21 protein-coding genes and 1 pseudogene are annotated in these 25,657 nt (G+C 63.6%); 3 read left to right on the top strand and 19 right to left on the bottom strand.

Annotated features, from left to right (window positions below; genetic code table 11):
• Positions 1 to 2,160 (top strand): ThuA domain-containing protein (locus tag DNA98_RS16555; protein ID WP_199489410.1); only part of this gene is annotated, 2,160 nt, incomplete at its 5' end.
• 563 nt (positions 2,161 to 2,723) lie between these two features.
• Here DNA98_RS16555 and DNA98_RS18565 read toward each other — a convergent pair.
• Both DNA98_RS18565 and DNA98_RS16570 read right to left on the bottom strand, forming a co-directional pair.
• A pseudogene (locus tag DNA98_RS18565) lies at positions 2,724 to 4,075 on the bottom strand (ATP-binding cassette domain-containing protein); the annotation flags it as partial.
• A 76-nt stretch (positions 4,076 to 4,151) separates the two neighbouring features.
• Positions 4,152 to 5,036: an NAD(P)-dependent oxidoreductase gene (locus DNA98_RS16570; RefSeq protein ID WP_110532500.1), complete on the bottom strand. Its 885-nt coding sequence runs from the start codon at positions 5,034 to 5,036 to the stop codon at positions 4,152 to 4,154.
• A 125-nt stretch (positions 5,037 to 5,161) separates the two neighbouring features.
• Here DNA98_RS16570 and DNA98_RS16575 point away from each other — a divergent pair, with 125 nt between their 5' ends.
• Positions 5,162 to 6,787 (top strand): alpha-glucosidase, encoded by a 1,626-nt coding sequence (locus tag DNA98_RS16575; RefSeq protein ID WP_110532501.1) that lies wholly within the window; start codon positions 5,162 to 5,164, stop codon positions 6,785 to 6,787.
• On the opposite strand, the gene DNA98_RS16580 is transcribed toward DNA98_RS16575, so the two are convergent.
• The 3 genes from DNA98_RS16580 to lipB are packed head-to-tail and all read right to left on the bottom strand — an operon-like array spanning position 6,784 to position 8,884.
• A complete protein-coding gene (locus DNA98_RS16580) occupies positions 6,784 to 7,188 on the bottom strand; it encodes a DUF3054 domain-containing protein (protein ID WP_110532502.1) in 405 nt (134 codons plus the stop codon). The genes DNA98_RS16575 and DNA98_RS16580 overlap by 4 nt on opposite strands.
• Before the next feature lie 18 nt (positions 7,189 to 7,206).
• Entirely contained in the window at positions 7,207 to 8,181 is a 975-nt protein-coding gene (gene lipA, locus DNA98_RS16585) for a lipoyl synthase (RefSeq protein WP_110532503.1), read from the bottom strand.
• A complete protein-coding gene (gene lipB / locus DNA98_RS16590; protein ID WP_110532504.1) occupies positions 8,171 to 8,884 on the bottom strand; it encodes a lipoyl(octanoyl) transferase LipB in 714 nt (237 codons plus the stop codon). The genes lipA and lipB overlap by 11 nt, the downstream gene beginning before the upstream one ends.
• Positions 8,885 to 9,100: 216 nt before the next feature.
• Between lipB and DNA98_RS16595 the strand changes: the two genes are divergently transcribed.
• Positions 9,101 to 9,661, top strand: coding sequence for a YIP1 family protein (locus DNA98_RS16595; protein ID WP_110532505.1), 561 nt, complete (start codon positions 9,101 to 9,103; stop codon positions 9,659 to 9,661).
• Between the two features lie 57 nt (positions 9,662 to 9,718).
• On the opposite strand, the gene rplI is transcribed toward DNA98_RS16595, so the two are convergent.
• The 14 genes from rplI to DNA98_RS16665 form a co-directional block, all read right to left on the bottom strand.
• A complete protein-coding gene (gene rplI / locus DNA98_RS16600; protein ID WP_110532506.1) occupies positions 9,719 to 10,168 on the bottom strand; it encodes a 50S ribosomal protein L9 in 450 nt (149 codons plus the stop codon).
• Positions 10,169 to 10,179: 11 nt separating this feature from the next.
• Positions 10,180 to 10,473, bottom strand: a complete 294-nt coding sequence (gene rpsR / locus DNA98_RS16605) for a 30S ribosomal protein S18 (RefSeq protein ID WP_370444456.1) — start codon at positions 10,471 to 10,473, stop codon at positions 10,180 to 10,182.
• On the bottom strand, positions 10,470 to 11,297 hold the full coding sequence (locus tag DNA98_RS16610; protein ID WP_110532507.1) for a single-stranded DNA-binding protein: 828 nt from the start codon (positions 11,295 to 11,297) through the stop codon (positions 10,470 to 10,472). The genes rpsR and DNA98_RS16610 overlap by 4 nt, the downstream gene beginning before the upstream one ends.
• A 159-nt stretch (positions 11,298 to 11,456) precedes the next feature.
• Positions 11,457 to 11,783: a 30S ribosomal protein S6 gene (gene rpsF / locus DNA98_RS16615; protein ID WP_110532527.1), complete on the bottom strand. Its 327-nt coding sequence runs from the start codon at positions 11,781 to 11,783 to the stop codon at positions 11,457 to 11,459.
• Positions 11,784 to 11,886: 103 nt separating this feature from the next.
• A complete protein-coding gene (locus DNA98_RS16620) occupies positions 11,887 to 12,513 on the bottom strand; it encodes a hypothetical protein (RefSeq protein WP_110532508.1) in 627 nt (208 codons plus the stop codon).
• 77 nt (positions 12,514 to 12,590) lie between these two features.
• Entirely contained in the window at positions 12,591 to 13,208 is a 618-nt protein-coding gene (locus tag DNA98_RS16625; protein ID WP_110532509.1) for a hypothetical protein, read from the bottom strand.
• Between the two features lie 40 nt (positions 13,209 to 13,248).
• Positions 13,249 to 14,103 carry an alpha/beta fold hydrolase gene (locus DNA98_RS16630; RefSeq protein WP_110532510.1) on the bottom strand — a complete coding sequence of 285 codons (855 nt, stop codon included), beginning with the start codon at positions 14,101 to 14,103 and terminating at the stop codon, positions 13,249 to 13,251.
• A gap of 17 nt (positions 14,104 to 14,120) precedes the next feature.
• A complete protein-coding gene (locus DNA98_RS16635) occupies positions 14,121 to 14,336 on the bottom strand; it encodes a hypothetical protein (RefSeq protein WP_110532511.1) in 216 nt (71 codons plus the stop codon).
• Positions 14,333 to 14,923: a class II aldolase/adducin family protein gene (locus tag DNA98_RS16640; protein ID WP_110532512.1), complete on the bottom strand. Its 591-nt coding sequence runs from the start codon at positions 14,921 to 14,923 to the stop codon at positions 14,333 to 14,335. The genes DNA98_RS16635 and DNA98_RS16640 overlap by 4 nt, the downstream gene beginning before the upstream one ends.
• A 101-nt stretch (positions 14,924 to 15,024) precedes the next feature.
• A complete protein-coding gene (locus tag DNA98_RS16645; RefSeq protein ID WP_110532513.1) occupies positions 15,025 to 19,608 on the bottom strand; it encodes a DNA-directed RNA polymerase subunit beta' in 4,584 nt (1,527 codons plus the stop codon).
• Positions 19,609 to 19,619: 11 nt separating this feature from the next.
• Positions 19,620 to 22,997 carry a DNA-directed RNA polymerase subunit beta gene (locus tag DNA98_RS16650; RefSeq protein ID WP_110532514.1) on the bottom strand — a complete coding sequence of 1,126 codons (3,378 nt, stop codon included), beginning with the start codon at positions 22,995 to 22,997 and terminating at the stop codon, positions 19,620 to 19,622.
• 357 nt (positions 22,998 to 23,354) lie between these two features.
• The gene (gene rplL, locus DNA98_RS16655) at positions 23,355 to 23,735 is read right to left on the bottom strand and encodes a 50S ribosomal protein L7/L12 (protein ID WP_110532515.1); all 381 of its coding nucleotides are present in this window, start codon (positions 23,733 to 23,735) and stop codon (positions 23,355 to 23,357) included.
• A 45-nt stretch (positions 23,736 to 23,780) separates the two neighbouring features.
• Positions 23,781 to 24,305 (bottom strand): 50S ribosomal protein L10, encoded by a 525-nt coding sequence (gene rplJ / locus DNA98_RS16660; protein WP_110532516.1) that lies wholly within the window; start codon positions 24,303 to 24,305, stop codon positions 23,781 to 23,783.
• Between the two features lie 389 nt (positions 24,306 to 24,694).
• On the bottom strand, positions 24,695 to 25,645 hold the full coding sequence (locus tag DNA98_RS16665; RefSeq protein ID WP_110532517.1) for an acetamidase/formamidase family protein: 951 nt from the start codon (positions 25,643 to 25,645) through the stop codon (positions 24,695 to 24,697).
• Positions 25,646 to 25,657 lie beyond the last annotated feature (12 nt).

Consider the following 25,657-nt stretch of genomic DNA (forward strand, 5'->3'; position numbering starts at 1 on the left):
ATCGCCTACCAGCTCAACGGCGGCCCGGAGCAGAACATCTCCTTCACCCCGGGAGCCAGCGTCGATTTCACCGCTACCGTAAGCGGCCTCGCCCCCGGCAGCAACACCCTCATCTTCAACGCCTACGACGCCGCCGGCAACAAAGACTCCGCTTCTACCCGCGTCGTCTACACGGGCTCCTCTGCCGATACCAGCAAACCTAGCCTCTCGATCAGTAGCCCGGCGAATGGCTCGAGCACCAACCGTCCTAACCTCAACGTGCAAGGTCAGGCCAGCGACAATGTAAGGGTCAGCCGGCTCACCTATCAACTCAACGGTGGAGCCGAGCAAAACGTGGGAATTTCGCCAGCAACCAGCGTCAACTTCAGCTTCTCGGTAGGCCGCCTGCGACCGGGAAACAACACCATCACCCTCAACGCGTACGATGATGCGAACAACAAGGGTAGCGCCTCGCTGGGCGTCACTTACAATCCGTCTCCTGTTGGCAGTCTCAACTTCAACCGCAGGGTTGTAGATCAGAATGGCCCCAGAGATCCCTGGATGAAGGGTATCGCCGACCTCAACGGCGACGGTCTGCCCGATCTGATCGTAGGCGGGGCTAATGGGCCGGTAGTGTGGTACGCGGCTCCTAATTGGACCAAGGGGACCATCAGCTCGAGCGCGAGCAGCCAAAGCGGGAGCGCAGCCGCGGATATCGACGGCGACGGCGACATAGACGTGGTAATCGGCACCACCTGGTACGAAAACCAGAACCAGGGAGCCTCCTGGACAGCCCATGCCCTGGGGTCTGCCGGCACCCACGACATCGTGATCGCCGACTTCAACGGAGACGGCAAACCCGATATCGCCATGCGCGGCGAGGCCGACGCGGTGGTGAGCGTCTTCTTTCAAAACGGCAAAGACTCCTGGAGCAAGATCGACCTTGATCCCGGGTACGGGCGCAACGGACTGGATGCGGGCGACCTGGACCGCGACGGCAAGCCCGACTTGGTGATCGGAGGCTACTGGCTCAAGAATCCCGGCGGCGAAGGTGCGAAAACCGCCAGCAACTGGAAGCGGTATAAGTTTGCCGACTGGGATGCCTTCGCAGCGGTGCGGGTAGCGGATCTCAACCAGGATGGCCGCCTCGACGTGGTCCTCTCGGTCTCAGAATCGCTGGGGGATGTGGCCTGGTTTGAGGCCCCTGCCGATCCCACCAGCCTCAACTGGACCAAGCACCTTATTGACCGCAACCTCGATAGCGTCCACAGCCTGGACGTAGTAGACATGAACCAGGATGGCAATTTGGACGTGGTGGGTTCAGAGTTCCGCGACCAGGGCCGCCTGATCGTCTACCTCAACGACGGCTCGGGCAACAACTGGACGGCCAACGTAGTGGGCAACGACTTTTTGCACAACACCCGGGTAGCAGACATTGGCAACGACGGCGATTATGACATCTTCGGAGCGACCGCCTTCGGGGACGCCCCGGTGACCCTCTACGAAAACACCCCCTCCTCTACCGCTAGCAACAAGGTGCTGGTATTTTCCAAAACCTTGGGTTACCGCCACGGCTCGATTGCCCAGGGGATTCAAGCCATAAAAGATTTAGGCGCGCAAAACAACTTTAGCGTGGACGCCACCGAGGACTCGAGCGTCTTTACCGCGAGCAACCTCGCCCAGTACAAGGCGGTGATCTTCCTTAACACCTCGGGGGACGTGCTCGAGGCCAGCCAAAAGCAAGCCTTCCAGCAGTACATCGAGCAAGGAGGCGGCTTCGTGGGGGTGCACAACGCCGCCGACACGATGCGGGGCTGGGCTTGGTACGAAAACCTGGTGGGGGCTATGTACCAGTCCGAAATCAACACCCAACCCCTCACCCTCCGAGTGATCAGCAGCCACCTCTCCACCCAAGGCCTCCCCTCCGTTTGGAATTTCACCGATGAGGCATACAACTATGACCGCGACCCCAAACAGGGCGGGGCCACAGTGCTGATCACCTTCGATGACCGCAACGTCAGCGGCGGGACGATGGGGGCCGATCACCCGTTCTCCTGGTACAAAGCCTACGATGGGGGGCGCTCGTGGTACACCGTGGGCGGAGCCAACCCACCGGATTACGAAAACCCCTATTTCCTCCAGCACCTCCTGGGCGGCATCCGTTACGCAGGGAATTTCTGAACCAATAATCAATCCAAAAACGCCAGTGGTCTGGTAGCCTGCTTTCGAGAAGCTGTAGCGCGGGCAGCAGGGCTTGCTTGAGGTCGGCCAGGGAGGGTGGCAGGAAGGCTTTGAGCTTTTGCCGGTCCGCCCTGGATTCTGGCCTAGCCCGGTCAGGAGGCTTCCCAGGCTCCACGCGGTGTAGAGCCTGCCGGTGTTTTCCACCGGGCGCTCCCGCTTGAGGCGCACCAGGAGGGCATCCCAGGCGACGGCCCCCAGGTCGGTGAAGACCATGAGAGGGAAGACGCAAAGCACCAGGAGGGGGGCTTACTCGGGTAGGAAGGGGAAGAGAAGCCAGAGGAGGGCACGGAGGAGGCGCAAAAGGAGGAGGGCCCGCACCGGGTTGCCCCTGTCCAGCCAGGGGCTTAAGGGGAGCAAGGGGCCTAGGGTGAAGTAGGGAGAAAAGGCCTATCCAGAAGGCTTCCCCCGTGCGGGCCACCTCGAGGGCCAAGGCGCTAAAGCCCAAGGCGGCCCCCAGGTCGCCCAGGGCCTCGGAGGCGAGGACCCACGCCAAACCCTTACCTTTAGGCCTGGTAAAGCTGGGCCTGGAGCCGCCAAAGCTCCGCATAGGTGCCGTTCCTCTGCAAAAGCGCCTCATGGGTCCCCTCCTCCACCAACCGGCCCTCCCGGAGGACCAGGATCCGGTCCGCCGCGCGCACCGAGCCCAGGCGGTGGGTGATGAGGAGGACCGTCTTGCCCTGGGCCATCTGGGCGAAGCGCCCGTAGAGATGGGCCTCCTCTTTGGGGTCCAGGGAGGCCGTGGGCTCGTCCAGTACCAGAAGCTGGGCCTTGCGGAAGAAGGCCCGCGCCAGGGCGACCCGTTGCCACTCCCCCAGGGAAAGCTCCGTGCCGCCGAAGGCCTTGGACAGGAGGGCCTTGGGGCCTAGCCGAAGGAAGAGCTCCCAGGCCCCTCCGAGCCGGGCCGCCTCCTCCACCCGGTGGGGATCGGGTTCGGCGTCGGGGTCTTCTGGGGGTAGCCTTTCCAGGAGGGCTTCCCAGAGCTCCAGGTCCTCGCCCAGGCATTGGGCCAGGGTGTAGAGGTCCTCAGAGGTTCCCCGGGCCAGCACCGCCTGCCTAAGGGTTTCCTCCAGCTCCCAGCGGAGCTCCTCCACGCCCGGGGCCTGGCTTTGGGGGAGGAGGGGGCTTCGGTAGAGGGCGAGGGCCTTTCTGAGGTCGCCCTGGGCCAGGGCTTCCCGCATCTCCAGGAGGTCGGCCCGCAAGGGGGAAGCCAGGCGGTAGGGGCGGCTTTGGAGGGCAAGCCCCCGCTGCCGCAGGCGGTGGAGTTCCATCCTCAGGGCTTGGAGGTTGGCCTCTCCGTAAAGGGCCTCGGCCAGGGCCTCCGCCGTAAAGCCTTGGGGCCGGGCCAGGAGGACCAGGAGTTCCGCTTGGCGCAGGGGCAAGGCTTTCCCCTCCAGCCGGGGCTCGCCCAGGACCTGGAGGTAGGGGCCGGGCGGGGTTTGGGGCCAAAGAAGCCACCGCCCCCTCGAGGAAACCTCCCCAAGGAGGGGGTGGTCCACTCCCAGGAAGAGGAGGGCCCTTAGGGCCTCTTCCCCGGCCTCTTCCTCCAGGAGGGGAAGAACCTGCCTGACCCCCTCGAGGTCCTCTCGCCAAAGCCTCTGGGCCAGGGCGAGGAGGGCCTGGGGGAGGGGGTCTTGGGATGAGGGGCGGGCCGCCTGGAGGAAAAGGAGCGCCTCCTGGGGTAGGAGGCGCACCCAGGCGGGGGCCAGGTAGGGGAAGCTTTGGGGTGGGGCCTCCTCCAGGGCCTTGCGCAGGTAGCTTGGGCGGTCTCCTCTTCCCCTTGGAGGAAGCGGGCGTAAAGGGCGGTGCCCCTTTCTAAGGCCAAGGGTTCCACCCGGCGGAGGAGCTCGGACAGGGGGGTTACTCCTCGGTGAGTACGTCCCACGTCAAACGTCGAGCGTCGTACGGCCGGCACAGATCAAGTCATCAGTGCGCTAGCGAATTTCGACCCCGCTCCACCTTTCCAAGAGCTGCGCCACAGCGGTGTGGTCCACCTCGGAAGCACCCACCTCGCGCTTGGCGATGTTGAAAAACTCCTTAACCTGCCGCAACAAAGGAGCGGGCGTACCGGCTGCGTCCACGACCTCCATGCAGATACCCAGATCCTTGGCCAGCAGCCCCAGGGCAAAAGTGTTGGGAAAACTGCGCGTCACGACCCGGCTAGGAAAGAGGTTCTCGCTGACGTTGCTGCGCCCGGAAGAGGCGTTGATGACCTCCAAGGCCACGCCCGCGCCCACCCCCTGTTTGGCCAGCGCCACCAACCCCTCGCTCAAGGCCCACAGGTTCACCGCCAGAAGAGCGTTGTTCACCGCTTTGACTGCGTGCCCCGCTCCTAACGGCCCCACATGCACGATCTTGGCGCAGTAAGCTTCCAAAAAGGGCCGGGCCCGCTCGAAGTCGGCAGCTTCCCCTCCCACCATCGCCGTAGCACGGGCGTTTTGCGCCCCTATCACCCCCCCCGAGAGCGGCGCATCGAGGTAACGAACCCCACGGTCGGCCAGCCTCTGCGCGGTCTGTTTGGCCAGCTCGGGCTCGCCAGAGGTGTTGTCTACCCACAAGGTGCCGGGGCGTAGATGCGGCAGGAGGGCTCGAGCGAGGCCGTCTACGTCTTGAGAGACCGGCACACAGGTAAAGATCACCTCCGCCTCGGCGATACTCTCGAGAGAAACCGCCCTCGAGCCGAACTCCTTGGCATGGGCTTCGGCTTTGGCGAAGGTGCGGTTCCACACCAGGGTCTCGAAGCGCTTGGCCAAATGCCCAGCAATTGGCCAGCCCATCGCCCCTAACCCGATAAACCCGACTTTTCGACGATCCGACATGGGCCAATCATAACCGCAGGGCCATCTCGAAAGCCAATGCCCAGCGGCAACAAAATCTACATACTCCTTCGGACCCACCGCGACGCGGACCCCTAGCTTTATGATGAAACTGGCTGAGAGCTGCCATGGATCCGGCCCCGCTTCCCCCGCAAACACCTGAGGCCCCTTGGTGGAAGACAGGGGTCATCTACCAGATCTACCCGCGCTCCTTCCAGGACTCCAACGGGGATGGAATCGGTGACCTGCCGGGCATCCTCTCGAGGCTCGATTACCTGGCCGACCTCGGCGTGGATGCCCTGTGGCTCTCCCCCATCCATCCCTCTCCGCTGTACGACTTTGGTTACGACGTGAGCGACTATCGAGGCATCGCCCCCGAATTCGGTACACTGGAAGATTTCCAGGACCTTTTAACCGAAGCCCACCGGCGAGGGATCCGCATCTTGCTTGATCTGGTCTTGAACCATACCTCGCACCTGCACCCTTGGTTTGTCGAGGCCAGCAGCCACCGGGATAACCCCAAGCGCCACTGGTACCTCTGGCATGATGGGAAGCCGACCCCCTCCGGCAAGCGCGCCCCTCCCAACAACTGGCTAGGGGTCTTCGGCGGACGGGCCTGGGAATGGCACGAACCCACGCAACAGTTCTACCTGCATAGCTTCCTGCCCCAGCAGCCCGACGTCAACTGGCGCAACCCCGAGCTTCGGGCCGCTATGTTTGCGGTGATGCGCTACTGGCTCGAGCTGGGGGTAGACGGCTTCCGGCTGGATGTGGTGAACTGGTTCATCAAGGACGAGCGGTGGCGCGATAACCCCTTGAAGCCCTTCGGCGGGCTGCGCCCCTACGAATGGCAGCACCACCTGTACGACAAAGACCGCCCCGAGACCCTGGAGATCATGCGCGAGATCCGCCGGATTGCCGACGCGTACGGAGGCTTTACGGTAGGCGAGGTCTTCACCCCCCCACCCGGCGACCCCGAGTTGGTGGCTGCCTACTACGACCGAGGGCGGGGGCTGCACATGGCCTTCAACTTCGCCTTCACTTACTGTCCCTGGAAGGCCACCGCTTTTGCCAAGGCCGTCGAGCGTTTCGAAAAATCCCTGTCGCCGGATGACTGGCCCAACTACACCCTCTCCAACCACGACCAGCCCCGCGCTTTCAGCCGCTACGGCAACTCACCGTCTAGGGCCAAGGTCGCGGCGGCGATGCTCCTCACCCTGCGCGGCACCCCCTTTCTCTACTACGGCGAGGAGATCGGGATGTCCAACACCTTCATTCCTCGCGCACGCATCCGGGATCCCTTGGGTAAAAAGTACTGGCCTTTTCACCCAGGGCGTGACCCAGCCCGCACGCCGATGCAGTGGAGTGCTGAACCCAACGCGGGCTTCTCCAGCGCCGAGCCCTGGCTGCCGGTCAACCCCATGTACCCATCGGTGAACGTGGCGGCCCAGCAAAACGACCCGGCCTCGCTCCTTCGCTGGTACAAAGCCCTGCTCCAACTCCGCAGGCGCGAGGCGGCCCTAACGCTTGGCAGCTACCGCTGCTTGCGCGCCGATCGGCTTTTTTGCTACGAACGGCGATGGGGGCAAGAGCGGATCCTCGTCGCGCTCAACTTCACGGGCCAAGCCCAACCTCTCCTGTTGTCCGGGAACTGGAAGGTGCTCCTAGCCACCCCGGCGTTTTCGGGAGAAAACCTCTCCGGCCGGTTACACCTCGCCGGGGACGGGGTGCTGATCCTGAAAGCCGTCGGCTAGCGGCGCCACAACAAGTAGGCCAGCCCCCGCCAGGCCAGCAAGAAGGCCAGGGTTACGCCCAAGGTGACCAGCAAAAAGGCCAAAAACCCCTGGTCGAAGGGCTTGCCCAAAGCCATGTAGCGCAGCCACACCCCCGCCGGAACCGCGAGAATCCAGGTGGTAAGCAGGTTGCGCCAGGTGGGGTGGGCGTAGGTGCGCACAAAGGGCGCGAGCAAAAACCACACCGCCAGGATCGGCACGGCGTTGTGCAAAACCCCTATGAGGGCCGCCCCCAAGCCGTTCAGTGCCCCATGAAAAGCCTGCCCTAGGAGCGAAAACAGCACGATGCACGCCCCATCCCCTCGAGCCAATACTCGCCCAAAAGCCCTTTGGGATCGAGAAAAAGAGGTGGGTTCAGCCATAAGCGAGATCGAGGTTTTTCAATCCTTGGTCGCGTCGAAAAACACCTTCTCGGCACGGTAGCTGCTGCGCACCAACGGACCGCTGAAGACCTCCAGGAAACCTTCCTCGTAGCCCCACTGCCGGTACAGGGCGAACTCCTCGGGGGTTACGTAGCGCTCCACCGGAAGGTGATGCTTGGTGGGGCGGAGGTACTGCCCTAGGGTCAGGATGTCCACCCCCACTGCGCGCAAGTCCCGCATGGCCTGACGGATTTCCGCCTCGCTCTCGCCCAGGCCCAGCATCAGCGAGGACTTGGTGAGCACCTCCGGGCGGTAGCGCTTGGCGTGCTCGAGCACCCGCAGGCTTTGCGCGTAGGTAGCGCGGGGGTCGCGGACTTTGGGGGTGAGGCGGCGCACGGTCTCGAGGTTGTGGGCAAAGACGTCCACCCCTGAGTCCATCACGGTCTCCACGTCTTTGAGCTGCCCGCGGAAATCGGGGGTGAGGGTCTCGACTTTTACCTCCCGGTCGCGCAGCTTGATCTGCCGCACCACCTCTGCGAAGTGCGAAGCCCCGCCATCGGGAAGGTCGTCGCGGTCCACCGAGGTCAGCACCACATACCTAAGCCCCATCTCGGCCACGGCTTGGGCTACGTGGAGGGGCTCGAGGGGATCCACCCAGCCCCTGGGGTTACCGGTATCCACCGCGCAAAACTTGCAGGCCCGGGTACAGATCCCCCCCAGCACCATGATGGTCATGGTCCCATGGGCCCAGCACTCGCCGATATTGGGGCACATCGCCTCCTGGCAGACCGTGTAGAGCTTGAGCCGAGCGGTCATCTCCTTGAGGCGCTGGTAGTTCGGCCCGGTGGGGAGGGTGGCCCTGAGCCAGGCGGGTTTGTGGCGATCCACCGGCTCGCTGCGCTCGGTGGCGACCCCGTTTTCGATCACCTTGAGCTCGATCAGGCCGCCGGTCTGAAAGTCGGGGAGCTGTACGGTTTTGAGGCTATCGCTCATAGTTTCGTCCTACGTCGTGCGCTGAAGAGTTCTCCGAAAACTCGGCCCTGAACGCTTCGACCACCCGGGCCTTGACCTCCTCCAACGGCACTTCCCGACCCAGCAGTTTTTGGAGTGAGGTCACGCCCTTGCCCACCAGGCCGCAGGGAATGATCAGCGAGAAGTCCTCGAGGTGCGTGTTGACGTTCAGGGCGAAGCCGTGAAAGGCCACCTCCTGCTTCACCGCCACCCCGATGGCGCAGAGCTTTTCTTCGTGCTCGAGGCCGAAGGGGTCGCGGGTCTTGACCCACACCCCGGCGTAACCGGGGCTGGGGTAGGTGGAAACCCCGTAGGTCTCGGCTACCCGGATCACCGCCCGCTCGATCTGCCGCAAAAAATCGCGTACCCGCCGCCCCACCGGGAAGATCGGGTAGCCCACTAGCTGGCCCGGGCCGTGATAGGTTACGTCCCCCCCCCGCTCGACCCAGTACAGCTCAAAACCCCGGGCCCGGTACCACTCCTCGGGGAAAAGCAGGTTGCGCCCGTCGGCCCCGCGCCCCAGGGTGAGCACCCTGGGGTGCTCGACGAGGAGCAACGTCGGGGGGCGCTGCCCCTGTACCACCTCGGCGTGGACGATCTTTTGGCGCTCCCAAGCCTCTGCGTAGGGCAGGAATCCCAGGTCTTCCACCTGAAAACTGCACCCCAGGTTCACGCCCTTAAGCATACGTCCTTTGCCGGCGGTAGCTGGAAGAAGCATTACAGACTTGACCGATCCGTGACGGAATACCGCCGAAACTGGAGTACACTAAGTACGCTTCCGAGGATTGGGCTGCACTTATGCCGTACGTCTAACGCCCTATGACGCACCCTAACCGCGGTGAATCATCCTCCCCTAGCAGGGACCAAGCCTCAGGGCAACAGCTATACAAGGAGGAAGGGTATGAACCCCAGCGCGTCCATCGCCGATACCATCCGGAACATGTGGAGCCAGAGCGTGCAGGTGCTTAGCAAGCCCAGCGTCGCCACCTTCGAGCAGTACGAGAATCAGGGCGGCCTGCGCGAGGCTTTGATCTATGTGCTGGTGGCCTCGATCCTCGCCGGGGTCTTCGGCCTTGAGGGCGGGGTCAGGGGCTTTCTCGGTGGGATCGTGGGAACCGTCGTAGGGTTCCTGACCTTCACCTATTTGGTCTTCTACTTTGGCAAAAGCCAAGGCGGAAGCGGCAACCTAGACCAAGTCGCGTATACCTTTGCTCTGTTCTGGGCCCCCATTGCGGTGCTCTTCTCCGTGGTGGCCCTACTTTTGATCATCACCCTGATCGGCATATTCTTGCTGCCGCTGCTAGGGCTTATAACCCTGGCCGTCAACGTCTACTTCGCCTACTTGGCGGTGCAATCCAGCATGAACCTGCGGGAAAGCGGCAAGATCTGGCTCACCCTGCTGGTGGCGGCGGTGGGGACCTTCGTGGTCCACCTGATCGTAGGCGCGATTCCGCTTCTCTGATAACCAAGCCGCGGCGGGCTCGAGTCCAAAGCTCTCGAGCCCGCCTACCGGTGAGGTTTACTCTTTGAGGGCCTGTACGCTCACCTTGAGGGTGATGGGCACCTCCGGGTGAGGCTTGTACGCCAGGCTGTACTCCCCCAGCTCCTTGATGGGCTTCTCCAAGGCCAGGCGTTTGGGGTCGATGCTGACTTGGTGCTGGGCCTCGAGGGCTTCGGCGATGTCGCGGGCGGTCACCGAGCCGTAGATCTTGGACTCCCCAGCCTTGACCTTTATGGTCAAGGTGAGGGGCTCGAGAAGCTCCTTGAGGCGCTCGGCCTCGGCCTTGCGCTCAGCGGAGCGCTTGGCCTGGGCACGGATCTTGGCCTCCAGGGCGCGCAAGTTGGACTCGCTGGCCAAGGTGGCCAGGCCCCGGGGCAGCAGGTAGTTACGGGCATAGCCGGGCTTTACGTTGACCACAGCCCCAACGTCGCCCAGATTCTCCATGGGCTCGAGCAGAATCACTTTCATCGCCCTACCCCCTATTTACGCACCAGCTTTTCCGTGAAAGGCAACAGCCCCAACATCCGCGCCCGCTTGATGGTGCGGGCGATCTTGCGCTGTTCTTGGGCATTCAACCCCGTGCGGCGGCGCGGCAAAATCTTGCCGGTCTCCGACAAGAAGCGCTTCAAGACCTCTACGTTCTTGTAGTCGGTTAGGCTGAACTCGCCCAGGGAGGCGGCTACTTTGGGTTTGCGGCTGCGACGCACCCCGCGCTCTCCGCGCTCTGCCCGTTCGCCTCCGGGTTTGGGTTTAGAAACCTTTTTGCTGCTCAAAACGGTAAATCCTCCTCTGGTGGGAAGTCTTCTAAGCCTTCTTCGATGTCAACCTTGCCCGCACGGCCTTGCAGCGCACCCTGCGGCGCGCCCTGGGAGCCAGCTCCACCGCTACCAGCTCCACGGGCAAGGCGCTCTAGGCGGCTCACCTCTACCCGCGTGGTGTAGCGGCGAGTACCATCCTGAGCCGTCCAGGAGTCATTGACCAAGCGTCCGATAAGGAAAGCCCCGTCTCCCTTTTTGAGTTCGGCGGCCCATTCGGCCAGGTCCCTCCAGGCTTGCGCGTCTACGTAATGGGTCTTCTCCTGCTCCGCCCCCTTGCTGGTGAAGCGCTCGTTGACAGCCAGGGAGAAGCGGGTCACGGCAGTGCCTTGAGGGGTGTAGCGCAGCTCGGGGTCGCGGGTCAGGTTGCCCGCCAGCAGCACGTGGTTGAGCCCTTCACGCAGCCGAGACTGCCCACGGGCGTCGATGACGGTAAGGTCGCCCCGCTTGCCCTCCAAGCTCACCACCTCGAGCCGATCCGCCCGGATCTCCAGGCTGCTTTTCTTCTGCCCATCCTGTTCCCAGCTTCGGTACTCGAGCTTACCCTCTACCCACAAGGCGGTCCCGGCCTTGAGGCCATCCCCCCAAAACTCCGCCGCCTTGCCCAAGAGCTTCACCCGGTGATACCAGGCCAGCTCGCGGGTGTTGCCGGACTCGTCGGTGATGAGGTCGTTGCCCCCCAGGTTGAGCTCGAGGACAGCCAGGCCGCCAGGGGTATAACGCATCTCGGGGTCTTGGGTCAGGGTGCCAACCAGGTAAACGCGGTTCAAGCCTCTTGCCATATCCGTCACAGTCCTTTTCTGCTAGCGATGTACGTCTCGGTCTAGCGTCTACCCCGCAAGCGGTCTGCTTTTTCGGGGATTGCCAGATGGCTCTGGTAGGTCTGAGTGTGCATGATTTTTCCCCAAAATGCAATACCCCTGCTTGGGGGCGTAGAGACCTCAGACCCTTTGCGACTGAGATCTCTTGCTCACCTTGGCCTCTTGGCGCTCGCGTACGATCATCACCCGGCGTACGTTGTCGCGGATCAGGAGCTCTTTCTCAAGCGGGTTGGCCGCTTCCTTGTCCATCTCCACGGTGTACATCAAGAAGTAGCCTTCGCGGTCTTTCTCGATGGGGTACGCCAGGCGCCGATTACCCCATTCATCGAGGCTTTTGATGGTGGCCTTATGACGCTCGATGGCCGCCTGAATCTGGTCCTTCTCCAAGGCCACTTGGGTGGGATCGAGGTTAGGGTTGAGGATCACGTTGAGGTCGTACTGGGGCATACTCACCTCCTTTCCGCACATAACTCGGCCGACCTGAAATATCTTCAGGTCACGCGAGGTACAAGTATACCAAGGGCTAATGCTTTTGAGGAGGGTGTGGGCGTCAGATCAAGGGAGGGCGGGCCTCCTGCACGAACTCCCAAGCCATCTTCCAGCTCTGGCGCTCGAGCTCGAGGACCCGTTTGATCAGGCGGTCGAGCTCTGCCGGGTCGGCCTGGGCCACCATCTCTACGGCCAATCCGGACAGATCGCGCTGGAGGGCCTGTAGCTCAGGGGTGCTCCAGAGCTCGCTGCACTCGGCCAGTGGGCCCTCCTGGGGGTTGGCCCAGAACCAGGTGTCCAAAAATACCCGGTAAACCACCCAGTGCATCACGATCGCCACCGGATAGGGCTGGGCCTCGAGCTCTCGCAAGAAATCGAGGTACTCCTGGCGGCTGGGGTGGATGGGGGCGGAGAAGTCCAGCTCTTCATCGGCGCGGAGGACGTCTATTTCCTCCACGGCGGCCTGGATGGCCAGGGCCAGCACCCGGCGGTGGGGCTGGGGGGCCTTGCGTAGCAAGTGGACCAGGAAGCGCAACAAACCCTCGTCCCAGTGGTGGCACTGCTCGAGCCAACGCCTGGCCACCGCCGCGGGAACCCTTCCCGCCGCCAACAGCCGCACAAAGGGCTCATCCCTCAGGGCCATCCAGGCCTCGAGGTGGCGTTCGCGCAAAGCCAACAAAGGCTTCACGTCCTTAGAGTAAATTTATGCTCCGGCTATAAACGTAGCGCCTGATAAAGTTGCTCTCGGCCCCGGAAGGCCCGGAGCTATTCCTGGGCATACTCCCAAGCCATCCGCCACATGGCCTTCTCGTGAGCCAGCATCCGCTCCAGGTACTGCTCCAGCAGGGCTGGGTCGATCGCGGCCTCGGCCTCCAGGGCGATCATCTCCAAGTCGTGCAGCAGGGCTTGGAACTCGGGAAGGGTGCGGCGCTGCACCAACTCCGCCAGATAGACCCCCACCTGGCCGTCGCCGCCATGCGCCTGGGGTTTGTCCGCTAGCCAGACATCCACCAAACAGCGGTGCAACGCCCAGTGCAACACCGCCGCCAGCGAATAGGGTTGGGCCTCGAGCTCTTGTAAGTAGCGTAGATACTGCGTCACAGCGGGATGCGCAGGAACTGTCCAGTCCAGCTCCTGCATGTACAGCCAATCCAGCTCACGAGCAGTAAATACCGTCCCCAGCGCCAAGATCGAGCGGTGGGGTTGAGGCGCGCGAAGGAGCAAATCCGCCTGAAAAGCCAGCAGGCCCTCGAGGAAGAAATAGTTCTGGACCAGCCAGCGTCGGATGGCCCGCAAGCTCACCATACCGTCGCGCAAGGCCACCAAGAAAGGCTGCTGGGTCAGGCCCACCCAGGCCCGGGCGTAGCGGGAAAGTCGCTCCATCGGCTAATCTTACAAGCCCTGCTACCGGAACCCGCCCGCCTTAGCCGTCCAGGGCGTGGTAAAGCGCTGCCCGGAAGGCCTCTGGCGCGTCCATCCAGGGGTAGTGCCCAGCCCCCTCGAGCACCTCCAGGCTCCCTCCGGTCAGGTCGGCGACCCACTCGGCCTGTTCGGGATAGCTGGTGCCGTCCTTGGCCCCCACGATCACCGCCGGGGCCATGGGCGAATCGAGCAGATAGGGGGTGTAGTCCAGGTTCCACAACCCGTTGTAGACGAACATCTGCCCCGGGCCCTCGTTGCCCAGGATGCCCGACCCTTCGGCCAGCCACTCGTACTCGAGCCGGGAATGCTCGCTGGGGAACATCAGGGCGTCGAAGACTGCCTTGGGCTCGGTCTCGCGGAAGGCCTCGGCGAGGGCCAGCCTTGGGTCGGCAGGGGCTTCCGCGTCTGGCCGGCCGCGCAGGGCCAACGCCGAGCGGAACAGGCGGCGGGCCAGTTCCGGGTAGTTGATCCAGGGGGCCACCAGGATCAGGCCGTCCACGCGTTGGGAGTATTTGCGGGCGTACTCGAGCGCTACGACGGCACCGAAGCCGTGCGACAACAGGGTCCACTCGGCAATACCCAGCTCGCGGCGCAGGGCCTCGAGGTCTAGGACCAAGGCGTCGATGGTGAAAAGCCGGGGCTCGGGGGGCAACTCAGGGCTGCGGCCCGAGCCGCGCTGGTCGAAGTAGAGCACCCGGTAGCCCTCGAGGTCCTCGCCCACCCCTTCGCGGAAAGCGTAGGCGGATCCGCCGGGGCCACCGTGGAGGAAAGCGATCACCGGGGCGTCTTGTGGCCCGACGTCCTCAAGGTAAAGTTCGACCTCGCCGACTTGGATATAGCCGATCTCTTCGCGCATATCAATGGGGGTGGGTTTTAGCTTCGGAAGCCCTCTTCGAGCAACTCGAAACTCCAGGAGCGAACCTTCTCCAGCTTCGCCGTCTCCTCGACCAACTCGTCGCCAAACGCCCATACCTCGAGCAAATACAGCTCCTGCTCCGGGCGGTACAAAAGCCGATAGGGATGGGGAAACCTCCGGGCTATTGCCCGTAGGGCTTGCAGGTCTTTGCCCTCGACGAACAACACCCTCATCCTCTACCCCGGCTCCACAGGTGGTGGTAGTAGAGAATCTCGCAAGCCTCCTCCAGGCTGGTCATCAGCGAGTACGCCTTGAGCAAGGACTTCTCCGGGGTCTCCTGGGCGGCTTTGACGAAGGCCCCGTGGCCCCGCACCACGCACGCCGGGTGGGTTTTGAGGGCATCGGCCACAGCTTGGGCGGCTTCCTCGGTGGCCGAAGCGGTGGACGGGGAGACCACCGGAACCTCGGGGAGGTACGAGCGGCCCTCGAGGTCAATCGGCACGATCCGCTCAAGGTGGTAAGAAAGCACGATGGCAAAGCGCGGGTGGGCGTGCACCACCGCCTGGGCATCGGTCTGGCGATAGATGGCCCGGTGGATAACCCGCTCCACCGAGGCCCCCTGGTCTTTCTCGGGGTCGGGCTCGAGGGGAAGGGGCAGCAGGTCTTCGGGGGTGAGGTGAGCCTTTTGCGCCCCGCTGCGGGTGATCAGAAGGCCATCCGGGGTGCGCACGGAGTAGTTGCCCGAGGTGGCCGAGGCCATCCGGGCGGCGAACAGGTCAGCCCCGACTTGCTGAAAGGTGAGGAAAAGTTTAGCTTGCATATCCGCCCAAGGCAAGACCATTGTATCGGCTTTTGTCCCGCACCCGCGCACGGCCAAAGGGCCTCGAGCGCGCTCGAGGCCCTTTTTTCGGCTTTCAAGGCTTAGGCGTCCCTCCCGGTCGGCTGGCGGGTGAGCGGGATGCGACGCTGGTCGCGGTGAAGCGCGGGGGCTTGGTCGGCTTCCTTGCGGGCCTCCTCGATCCGGCGCAAGGTGCGCTCATCCACCACCTGGGTGTCGCGCACGTGGTCGGAGCCGGTCCCGGCGGGGATCAGCTTGCCTAGGATGACGTTTTCCTTGAGGCCGATGAGCTCATCTTTCTTCCCGGCGATGGCGGCCTCGGTAAGCACGTGGGTGGTGTGCTGGAAGGAAGCCGCGCTGAGCCAGCTCTTGGTAGAGAGGGCCGACTTGGTGACCCCCATCAATACCGGCTTCCAGGAAGCGGGCATCTTGCCCTCTTGCGCGAGCTTTTCGTTGGCCGCCTCGACGTCCCATTTCTCCAAGATCTGCCCTTCCAGGAAGCGACTATCGCCTGGATCGCCGATCTCCACGTACTTGAGCATCTGCCGCACGATGACTTCGATGTGCTTGTCGTGAAGCTTTACGCCCTGGGCGCGGTAGACCCGCTGGATCTCGTCCACCAAGTAGCGCTCGACGGCCTCAGGACCTTTGGCCTCCAAAAGCTGGTGGGGGTCTATCGCCCCGCGGGTGAGGGGCTGACCGGCCTCTACCGCATCGCCATCCTTGACGGTGATACGGGCCTCCTTGGGAACTTTGTACTCCTTCTGGAAGCCCTCGGAGGTCACGAAGATGCTGACCTTGTCCTCGCTCTCCTCGATCCGCACCGTGCCGTCAATCTCGGCGATGACCGCCCGAACCTTGGGGCGTCGCGCCTCGAAGAGCTCGATCACCCGGGGCAGACCCTGGGTGATGTCGGTGCCGGTAGCCACCCCGCCAGTGTGGAAGGTACGCATGGTGAGCTGGGTACCCGGCTCTCCGATGGACTCGGCAGCCACCACGCCCACCGTCTCGCCGATGTTGACCAGCTTGACCATGGATAGATCCCAACCATAGCATTGCTGGCAGACCCCGAAGCGGGTGCGGCAAGTGAGGGGGGAGCGCACCGCTACCTCCTCGATGAGGTTGGCCTCGGCGGCTTTGACGATGTGGTTGACGTCGTCGAGGGAGAGCTGGGTGCCCTCCTTGAAGGTCTTGCCGTTCACCTCGAATTCGCGGGCCACGGTGCGGCCATAGAGCCCCGACTCGATATCGGAGCGCTTGCGCAGGCGCTTGTTGCGGAAGGCCTCGTCGAACTGCAGGAGCGGGATGGTGATGTAGTCGGTGGTGCCGCAGTCGGCCTCGCGCACGATGACCTCGTGGGCCACGTCGTGCAGCTTGCGGGTGAGGTAGCCGGAGTCGGCGGTGCGCAAAGCGGTATCGGCCCCACCCTTACGGGCTCCGTGGGTGGAGATGAAGTACTCGAGCACCGTGAGCCCTTCGCGGAAGCTGGCCCGTACCGGAACCTCGATGGTCTCGCCCGAAGGCTTGGCCATCAAGCCGCGCATCCCTGAGATCTGGCGGATCTGCTGGGGGTTACCGCGGGCCTTGGACTGGCTCATCACGTAGAGCGGGTTGAAGGGGAAGTTCTCCTCGAAGTTCTTGAACACCGCCTGGGTGACCCGCTCGGTGGTCTCCGACCAGAGCTGGACGATCTGGGCGACGCGCTCCTCCTGGGTCATGAAGCCCAGTTCGAAGGCCTGCTCGATCTGGGCCAACTTGGCGTCGGCTTCCTCGAGGTACCGGCGCTTCTCCGGGGGGATCACCGCGTCGTCAATACCGATGGTGATGCCCGACTGGGTGGAGAGCACGAAGCCGTAGTATTTGAGGGCGTCCAGGAGCTTGGCGGTCTTCTCCACCCCCAAGAGCAAGAAGCTGCGGTAGACCAGATCCGACAGCGAGTTTTTCTCCTGGGCCACCTCGAGGTTGACCAGTTGCTGGGCCGCTTCGGGATCCTCTATGGCCTCAGCCACGATGCGCAGGAAGAGCATCCGGCCCGGGCTGGTCTCGAGCAGCTTGTCCCCCATCCGCACCGTCACCACATCCTGGTGGTCTACGATGCCGTTCTGCACCGCCAGCAAGGCCTCATCCACCGAGGCGAAGACGAACTTCATGCGCCCCAGGCTGGTCTCCTTCCCGGCGATCTTGATGGGGGCGTTGAGGGCGATCTCGCCCCGCTCGTAGGCGGCGTCGGCCTCCTCGAAGGACTGGAATTCCCGCCCGGCCCCTTTCTTTTCGCGGCGCAGCTGGGTGATGTAGTACAGACCCAGAATCACGTCGCGGGCGGGCTTGGCCACCGGGTCGCCGGAGGCTGGGCTGAGCAGGTTGTGGGCCGAGAGCATCTGGATGCGGGCCTCGGCCTGGGCATAGCTCGATAGCGGCACGTGCACGGCCATCTGGTCGCCGTCGAAGTCGGCGTTGAAGGCCTCGCACACCAAGGGGTGGAGCTGGATAGACTGGCCCTCGACCAGCACCGGCTGGAAGGCCTGGATGCCCAGGCGGTGCAGGGTGGGGGCACGGTTCAGGAGCACTACCTTGCCGTGGATGACCTCCTCCAGAGCGTCCCAGACCTCGTCTTTGATATCGCGCTGGCGCTCGAGCATCTTACGGGCCGACTTGATGTTGTTGGCAATGCCCTTTTCCTCCATCCGCTTGAGCAAGAAGGGCTTAAAGAGCTCGAGGGCCATCCGCTTGGGCAGGCCGCACTGGTGCAGCTTGAGCTGGGGGCCTACCACGATCACCGAGCGGCCGGAGTAGTCCACGCGCTTGCCCAGCAGGTTCTGGCGGAAGCGGCCCTGCTTGCCGGAGAGGATGTCGGTCAGCGAGCGTAGGGCGCGGTCGGAGCCAGGGTTGGTGACCGGGGTGCCGCGCCGCCCGTTGTCCAAAAGGGCGTCCACGGCTTCCTGGAGCATCCGCTTCTCGTTGCGGATGATCATCTCCGGCGCTCCCTGGGCAAGGAGCTTCTTGAGCCGGTTATTGCGGTTGATAAGGCGGCGGTAGAGGTCGTTGAGGTCGCTGGTGGCAAAACGCCCACCGTCCACCTGCACCATCGGGCGCAAATCCGGCGGCAACACCGGCACCGCCTCCAGAATCATCCACTCGGGACGGTTGCCGGAGTCGCGGAAGGCCCGCGCCACTTCCAGACGCTTTCTGGCTTTAGCCCGCTTAGCCCGGCTAGGGTGCTTCATCTCGGCCTCGAGCTCGGCCTCGAGCACCGCCAAGTCCAACTCTTTCAGCAAAGTCTGGATGGCCTCGGCCCCCATGCGGGCATCGATATCGTAGCTCTCGATGACCCGCACGGCCATGCGCACCAAATCCACCTCGACCCGACCGTAGATCTCGCTTTTTACCTTTCCGCCGTCGGCCAGGCCGTCCCCGGGAGAGACCCGATCGCCGTTGGTCACCTCGACATCGTCCTCGAAGGGGTAGAGCTTGGCCTTCATGACCACGATGGAGGCGGGCTCGTGCAGATGGACCACCCCATCTGACTCAGCGTAGATCTCCTCCTCCGCGTCGATGGCCCCCACCAGCTTCTCCCCCTTGCGGACTTGCATCCCCTCCGAAACCAGCACGTGCATGTGGGGCTGGAGGGGGTAGTCCTTGGCCTGGCTCCACTCGAGGGTCAGCGAAAGCTCGACTTCCTTCTTACCGGAGGCCTCGAGCTCCGAGACCCGCAGCGTCCGGGGCATGCGGATCAGGCCCTTACCCTCAGCGATGACCTCTCCCTTGGAGACCAGTTCGCCCTCTCCCACCTTGGGCTTGAAACCCACCGGCAGGAAGTACACCACCGAGACCGTGCCGGTGTCGGGGTCTACGATCTTGAGCAGCGAACCCTCTTCGAACTCGACGATCTGCACCGCACCGGAGTCCTCGCTTTTGAGCTGGTACTTATCGGAGAGTTCAGCCAAGGGTTCACCGGGGCGGTAGCTTTTCTGCTCGATCCAGGCCTCGCGAGGCAGGCTCAGGTGGGCCCGCTCGCGCTGGGTGTATTCCACCCGGATGCGCCGCGGGAAGCGGAAAAAGGCCAGCCCGTCCATCTTGCTCTGCACCCCAGGGGCCAGCTCCTGGCCGCGCTTGACCTCCTCCCCGTCCTTGATGAGGGCATCCACCCCCACCGGGATGGAATAGGTCTCCTGCTTGCCAAAGCGCAGTTCGCGGTACTCTTCGTCGGTAAGGAGCTGGCGCTTTTGCACCGGCTGCCCACCCAGCATGGCCCCCTTGGGATCGATGGTGATGTACTTGGCGAAGTAGAGGACCTGCTCGAGTTCCTGCGCGGAGAGGTCGAGCAGGGTGCCGATCTTGGAGGGCACGTCTTTGACGTACCAGATGTGGGCTACCGGGGTGGCCAGCTCGACGTGGCCCATGCGGTAGCGGCGCACGATGGATTTGGTGACCTCCACCCCACAGCGCTCGCAGACCTTGCCCTCGAAACGCTGGCGCTTGTACTTGCCGCAGGAGCACTCATAATCCTTGATGGGGCCGAAGATGCGCTCGTCGAAGAGGCCGTCGCGCTCCGGGCGAAGGGTGCGGTAGTTGATGGTCTCGGGCTTTTCCACCTCGCCGTAGCTCCACTGACGGATCTTCTCCGGGGCAGCCAGGGCGATGCGTACTTTTCTGACTTCTCGTTTCATGCGTCCCCCGTTTATCGCTTAGAGGCTAGGCCTTCGAAAATGTCCAGGTTCCGGTCGTTCTCGTCGTAGGTCTCAACGTCCAACCCCAACGACTGCAGCTCTTTGACCAACACCCGGAAGGATTCCGGCACGCTGGCGGTAGGCACGTCCTCTCCCTTCACCACGGCTTCGTAGGCGGCGTTACGGCCTTCGATATCGTCGGATTTGAGGGTGAGGATCTCCTGTAGGGTGTGCGATGCCCCATAGGCCTCGAGCGCCCATACCTCCATCTCGCCGAAACGCTGTCCACCGAACTGGGCCTTGCCGCCCAAAGGCTGCTGGGTGATGAGCGAGTAGGGGCCGGTGCTGCGGGCGTGCATCTTGTCCTCAACCATGTGGTAAAGCTTCATGATGTACATCACCCCGACCACGATGGGGGCCTCGATGGGCTCGCCGCTACGCCCGTCGTAAAGGATGCTCTTGCCCTGCTGGGCTACTTGGCGCAGCTGCCCTTCGGCATCCAGGCTGTCGTCCACGATGCCGAGCTTGGCCGCCCGCGCCAGCACCTCTTGCTCGCGGCGGTCCAGGCCATAGCCCTCGGCCTTGCGCCGGGCCCACTTCTGGTCGAACGCCTCGCCCAAGAGGTTCTTGATCTCTTCCTCGGTCGCCCCGTCGAAGACCGGGGTTATGAAGCGTAGGCCCAAGTCGAGCCCGGCGATGCCCAGGTGGGTCTCGAGGATCTGCCCCAGGTTCATCCGGCTGGGCACGCCCAAGGGGTTCAGCACGATGTCCACCGGCGTCCCGTCGGGCAGGTGAGGCATATCCTCGGGCGGGAGGATCTTGCTGACCACGCCCTTGTTCCCGTGGCGGTTGGCCAGCTTGTCCCCCACCTGGAGCTTGCGCTTTTGCGCCACGTAGACCCGCACCACCTCGCGCACCCCGGGCTTGAGCTCGACGCCGGGGTCGCCGCGCTTGAGCCGCAACGAGCGCACCACTATGCCGCCCTCGCCGGGGGGGACCCGCAACGAGGTGTCCTTTACGTCGCGGGCCTTCTCGCCGAAGATCGAACGCAGCAGCCGCTCCTCGGGGGTGGGCTCGGTCTCGCCCTTGAAGCTGGTGCGGCCCACCAGGATATCGCCTGGCTTGACCTCGGCCCCGGTACGCACCACGCCGTCTTCGTCAAGGTCGCGCAGGGCGGCTTCGGAGAGGTTGGGGATGTCGCGGGTGATCCGCTCGGGACCCAACTTGGTATCGCGGGCTTCGATCTCGTAGCGCTCAATATGGATCGAGGTGTAGAAGTCCCTGCGCAGCAGGTCCTCCGAGATCACGATGGCATCCTCGTAGTTATAGCCGTCAAAGGGCATGATGGCTACCAGGACGTTCTGCCCCAAGGCCAACCAGCCCTCCTCCGATGCCGGACCATCGGCCAGGAGGTCGCCTTTTTTGACCCGCTGCCCCACCTCGACGCGGGGGCGCTGGTCGAGCGCGGTCCCCTGGTTGGAGCGCACGAAGCGGCGCAGATAGTATTCATACTCGCCCTTATCGTCGCCCTTGACGACGATCTTGTCCCCCGAGACCGACTTCACCACCCCGTCCACCTCGGAGTAGACCGAGGTTAGGGAATCGCGCACCACGCGCTCTTCTATCCCGGTCATCACGATAGGGCTCTGGGCTCGGATCAGGGGCACGGCCTGGGCCTGCATGTTCGAACCCATCAGCGCCCGGTTGGCGTCGTCGTGCTCGAGGAAGGGGATCAGGTTGGTGTTCACCGAGAAGACCTGTTTGGGCGAGACGTCCATGTACTCCACGTCCTCGGGCCGCACGATCACCGGGTCGCCCTTGCGCCGACAGACTACCCGGTCGGTTTCGATGCGGCCCCCCTCGCCCACAGGGGTGTTAGCCTGGGCGATGAGATAGCGATCCTCTTCGGAGGCGGTCATGAAGACCACTTCCTGGGTGACGCGACCGTTTTCGACCTTGCGGTAGGGAGTAAGGATAAAGCCCAGCTCGTTGATCCGCCCGTAAGCGGCCAGCGAGGAGATGAGGCCGATGTTCGCCCCTTCCGGCGTCTCGATGGGACAGATGCGCCCGTAGTGGGTACGGTGCACGTCGCGCACGTCGAAGCCGGCCCGCTCGCGGGTCAGGCCGCCCGGCCCCAAGGCCGAGATGCGGCGCTTGTGGCGCAGCTCGGAGAGCGGGTTGGTCTGGTCCTTGAACTGGCTGAGCTGGCTCCTGCCGAAGAACTCGCGGATGGCGGCCACCAGCGGGCGGTTATTCACCAACTTGGCCGGGGTCGCGCTCTCGGGGGTGCCCAGCAGCATCCGCTCGCGCACCCCGCGGGCCAGGCGGGAAAGGCCCACCCGGAACTGGTCGGCCAGCAGCTCGCCTACCGTGCGGATGCGGCGGTTGCCCAGGTGGTCGATGTCGTCGGACTCGAAGCCCTCTCGCCCCGATTGCAGACCAAATAGGTATAGCAACACCTGCAGCAAGCCCTCATCCTTGAACTCCCCGTTCTCAAATTTGATGAGGGTGCGCCCCGAAAGCTCCATGCCGAGCTTGGTGTTGGCCTTGTAGCGCCCGGCCTCGCCCAAGTCATAGCGGCGGGGGTCGGAGAGCAGCGAGTGCAGATAGGTGATGGCCTTATCGCGCTTGGGGGGATCGCCGGGACGCAGCTCGGTGAAGAGCTTGAGCAGGCTCTCCTCTACCCCCATCTCGAATACCTTGTTGCCCCGGTAGGCCGCCTCGAGGATCCCCGGAGCCAGTTCGGGGTAGTCTTTGAGTTCGCGCGCAAGCCCTTCGGCGGTGTAGCCCAGCACCCGGAGCAGCAAAGCCAGCGGGAACTTCTTCTTATTGACCTTCATCACCACCATCCCCGACTGCTCAAACTCGAGGTCAATCCAGGGACCGCGCTTGGGCAGCGGGATCACCGAAGCCACAAACCTGCCGGGCCGGGCCTGGTCGGGGGTGAAGTACACCCCCGGCGAGCGGTGGATCTGCGAAACGATGACCCGGTCGGCCCCGTTGATGATGAAGGAACCATCCTCGGTCATGAGGGGTAAATCCCCCAAAAAGACCTCGTCCTCCTTGATGAGGCCGGTGTCCTTGTGAATGAGTTGCAGTTTGGCGTACAGGGGGGCCTGGTAGGTCAGGTCCTTCTCCCGGCACTCGTCCTGGTCAAAGGGGGGCTCGGCCAGGCGGTACTCGAGGAAGTCCAGCACCAGCCCGCCCCGCCCCTTCTCGCCCTCCTCGATGGGAAAGGTCTCCTTGAAGGCGGCTTGAAGGCCGAGGTTTTGCCTTTGGTGGGGTGGAGTGTTGAGTTGTAACGCTTTTCTAAAGCTGTCTACTTGGATCTCGGTGAGGGTGGGTAGGGGGATAACCTCTTCAATCCGTCCAAACCGCTGGCTCTTCATGCACGCTCCTTGCCTTTACGCTTTCTTCGCGCCAAGGTTTTCCTCGCCCCGCTGGGGGACGTCTGGTTGGGACGTAAGCTGAACAGGGTTCTCCGGCGAGGGCTACCCCCCGTCGGTGCTGGTTCTTACGTTGGCCTTACGGATATCCCGAAAAGGCACAAAGGCTAGAATAACATACCCCCTTCGTGCCGCAAAGAGCACTAGGCTCCAATTCCTCTACTTAGGCTCAAGTTTAACACATTCCCCTTTAGGGCTTTGGTGTGGAAATCCCTATTTGGCCCACATGCGCTAAGCCACCGGTAAAAACCCCCTGGGTCCAGGCCCAGGGGATTCATGGCGAAGCTGGCTGTTTGCGCCTTATTTCAGCTCGACCTTGGCGCCAGCGTCCTCGAGCTGCTTCTTGATCTTCTCGGCCTCCTCCTTGGAGACCCCTTCCTTGATCACGCCGCCCTGCTCGGTGAGGTCCTTGGCTTCCTTGAGGCCCAGGCCGGTGATGGCGCGGACCTCCTTGATGACGTTGAGCTTGTTAGCCCCGGCCTCCTTGAGGATCACGTCAAACTCAGTTTTCTCCTCAGCCGCCGGAGCAGCGGCAGCAGCGGCACCGGGAACCGCGGCCACGGCCACCGGAGCGGCGGCGGTCACCCCCCACTCTTCCTTGAGCTCGTCGATGAGTTGCTTGAGTTCCAGTACGGTCGCGCTAGAGAGCTGTTGCTTGATCGCAGCGATATCCAAAGCCATGGTCTTTACTCCTTATAGGCTACGCGCACAAGGCGCGTCCAAAGCTTAGGCCGCCTCCTGTTTGGCGACGAAAGCCTCCAAGATGCCGACGAATTCCTGCGCCTTTCCACCCAGCACGCCCACCAAATTGCTCATGGGGGCCGAGAGCACGCCCACCAGTTCGGCGCGCAATTCGGCCTGGCTGGGGAGGTCGGCCAGGGCTTCGACTTGCTTGGCGTCCAGCGCCTGCCCCGAGAGCAGCCCCGACTTAAACCTGGGGATGCCTTTGTCGTTCGTCTTGGCGTACTCCTTGAGGGCCTTGGCCGCGGCGGCGGGTTCCTTGAAGATCACCACCGCCGAAGGCCCAGTGAGCCCCTCGAGCTCAGGCAAGCCCAAGTTGCTCAAGGCTTTGCGGATCAGGGTGTTTTTGGCGACGATCAGCTCACCGCCTTTTTCCCGCAAAGCCCTGCGGAGCTTACCGGTAGGCCCCGCCTCGAGCCCTTGATAGTCCACCAAGAAGAACGAGCCTTCGGCTTCCCTGAGGGTCGCCGTGAGCGCCTCGAGATGTTCGATGTTGCGCTGACTAGGCACGTATCCTCCTCGACTTTTTTGGTTTTGAGAGTGGGGGCTCCCAACTGTTGCGGCGAAAAACGCTTCCCCTCGAGCGCCTCGGCGAGATGTTTAAGGCCCTGGGCCCCTCGCTGTCTTAGGCCACCCCTACGGGTGCCAAGAGGAAAGTATAGCCAGGCCCTAAGGGAAAGGCAAGGGGGGTGGAAGCGCCAGCGAGGGGCCGGTGCCCTGGTGACTTGATTCGTGCTGACTCAGACGTCGTACGTCAAACGTCATACGTCATACGAAGGGGATCGTCCCCTAGGTGTACGGCGGCACGCCGTCCCGATAGGGGATCGCCCCCTAGGTGTACGGCGGCACGCCGTCCCAAAGGGGATCGTCCCCCGCGTTTAGCGTTTAGCGTTTTGCGTTTAGCGTCTCGCGTCTTGCGTTTGGCTATCGAGCCGCCCCAGCAACCTCTTCGGCATCTTGCAGACCATGGTGTAGGCCGGGTCGAAGACGTTGCCCAGCTCGTAGCGCACGCCCTGGCCCATCAGCAAGGAGGCGTGGGCGGGCTCGAGCCCGTAGACCGTCTCCAGCCAGCGCAGCATCTCGCTGGTGGCGTGCTGTACACACTGGTCGAGCGGGCGGGCATTGCCCACGGTGAAGATGCACTCTTCGTTCTCGCCCCGTGGCCAGAAGATGCGCTGGCCCTTGAGGAGCTCGAGCGAGAACTGCACCTCCATGGAGATCTCGATGCCGGTTCCGGCGATCTCCCCGTCGCCCTGCAGGGCGTGGCCGTCGCCCAGGAAGAACAGCGCCCCCGGCTCGAACACGGGAAAGTACACGGTCACGCCCGCGCGAAAGCCGCGGTAGTCCATGTTGCCGCCGTGGGGGCCGGAGGTGGCGGTGGAGATGGCCTGGCCGCCCTCGGGGGCCACACCGAAGCAACCCAGCATGGGCTCGAGCTCGAGCTCGAAGCCGTGCAGGGGGCTCGCGGGATGGTCGAGCCGGGCAACCCCGACCTCGGCGTCTACAGCCCAGTTCCAGCGCTCGCTGAAGTCGCCCGAGCGGGCCAACTCGGTCAGGTGCTCGGGCTCGAGCACGTTGGGCGCCAGCCACACCCCGGACCAGCCGCGGCAGCGGTTGGGGGTGAGGCGCTCGAGGCGCACCACCAGGGTATCGCCGGGTTCGGCCCCCTCCACGAAGAAGGGGCCGGTCATGGGGTTGCCAGGGGGTGTCACCCGCCGGTCGTGCTGGTCGAAGCCGCGGGCGTCCACGCAGGTGGTGATTACGGTATCTCCGGGGGCGACCTTCAGGACGGGGGCGTGGGGGCCCAAGGTGTGGTGATAGTGGTCGGGAGCAAAGCGATGGGTAGCCATACAGGGATAGCA

It is taken from the genome of Meiothermus sp. Pnk-1 (genome assembly GCF_003226535.1).
GTDB lineage: Bacteria > Deinococcota > Deinococci > Deinococcales > Thermaceae > Allomeiothermus.

Bases quoted from the DNA above. Each gene is read 5' to 3' on its own strand.
- DNA98_RS16570 (WP_110532500.1), bottom strand. From the start codon at position 5,036: ATGTCGGATCGTCGAAAAGTCGGGTTTATCGGGTTAGGGGCGATGGGC.
- DNA98_RS16575 (WP_110532501.1), top strand. From the start codon at position 5,162: ATGGATCCGGCCCCGCTTCCCCCGCAAACACCTGAGGCCCCTTGGTGG.
- DNA98_RS16580 (WP_110532502.1), bottom strand. From the start codon at position 7,188: ATGGCTGAACCCACCTCTTTTTCTCGATCCCAAAGGGCTTTTGGGCGA.
- lipA (WP_110532503.1), bottom strand. From the start codon at position 8,181: ATGAGCGATAGCCTCAAAACCGTACAGCTCCCCGACTTTCAGACCGGC.
- lipB (WP_110532504.1), bottom strand. From the start codon at position 8,884: ATGCTTAAGGGCGTGAACCTGGGGTGCAGTTTTCAGGTGGAAGACCTG.
- DNA98_RS16595 (WP_110532505.1), top strand. From the start codon at position 9,101: ATGAACCCCAGCGCGTCCATCGCCGATACCATCCGGAACATGTGGAGC.
- rplI (WP_110532506.1), bottom strand. From the start codon at position 10,168: ATGAAAGTGATTCTGCTCGAGCCCATGGAGAATCTGGGCGACGTTGGG.
- DNA98_RS16610 (WP_110532507.1), bottom strand. From the start codon at position 11,297: ATGGCAAGAGGCTTGAACCGCGTTTACCTGGTTGGCACCCTGACCCAA.
- rpsF (WP_110532527.1), bottom strand. From the start codon at position 11,783: ATGCCCCAGTACGACCTCAACGTGATCCTCAACCCTAACCTCGATCCC.
- DNA98_RS16625 (WP_110532509.1), bottom strand. From the start codon at position 13,208: ATGGAGCGACTTTCCCGCTACGCCCGGGCCTGGGTGGGCCTGACCCAG.
- DNA98_RS16630 (WP_110532510.1), bottom strand. From the start codon at position 14,103: ATGCGCGAAGAGATCGGCTATATCCAAGTCGGCGAGGTCGAACTTTAC.
- DNA98_RS16635 (WP_110532511.1), bottom strand. From the start codon at position 14,336: ATGAGGGTGTTGTTCGTCGAGGGCAAAGACCTGCAAGCCCTACGGGCA.
- DNA98_RS16640 (WP_110532512.1), bottom strand. From the start codon at position 14,923: ATGCAAGCTAAACTTTTCCTCACCTTTCAGCAAGTCGGGGCTGACCTG.
- DNA98_RS16645 (WP_110532513.1), bottom strand. From the start codon at position 19,608: ATGAAACGAGAAGTCAGAAAAGTACGCATCGCCCTGGCTGCCCCGGAG.
- DNA98_RS16650 (WP_110532514.1), bottom strand. From the start codon at position 22,997: ATGAAGAGCCAGCGGTTTGGACGGATTGAAGAGGTTATCCCCCTACCC.
- rplL (WP_110532515.1), bottom strand. From the start codon at position 23,735: ATGGCTTTGGATATCGCTGCGATCAAGCAACAGCTCTCTAGCGCGACC.
- DNA98_RS16665 (WP_110532517.1), bottom strand. From the start codon at position 25,645: ATGGCTACCCATCGCTTTGCTCCCGACCACTATCACCACACCTTGGGC.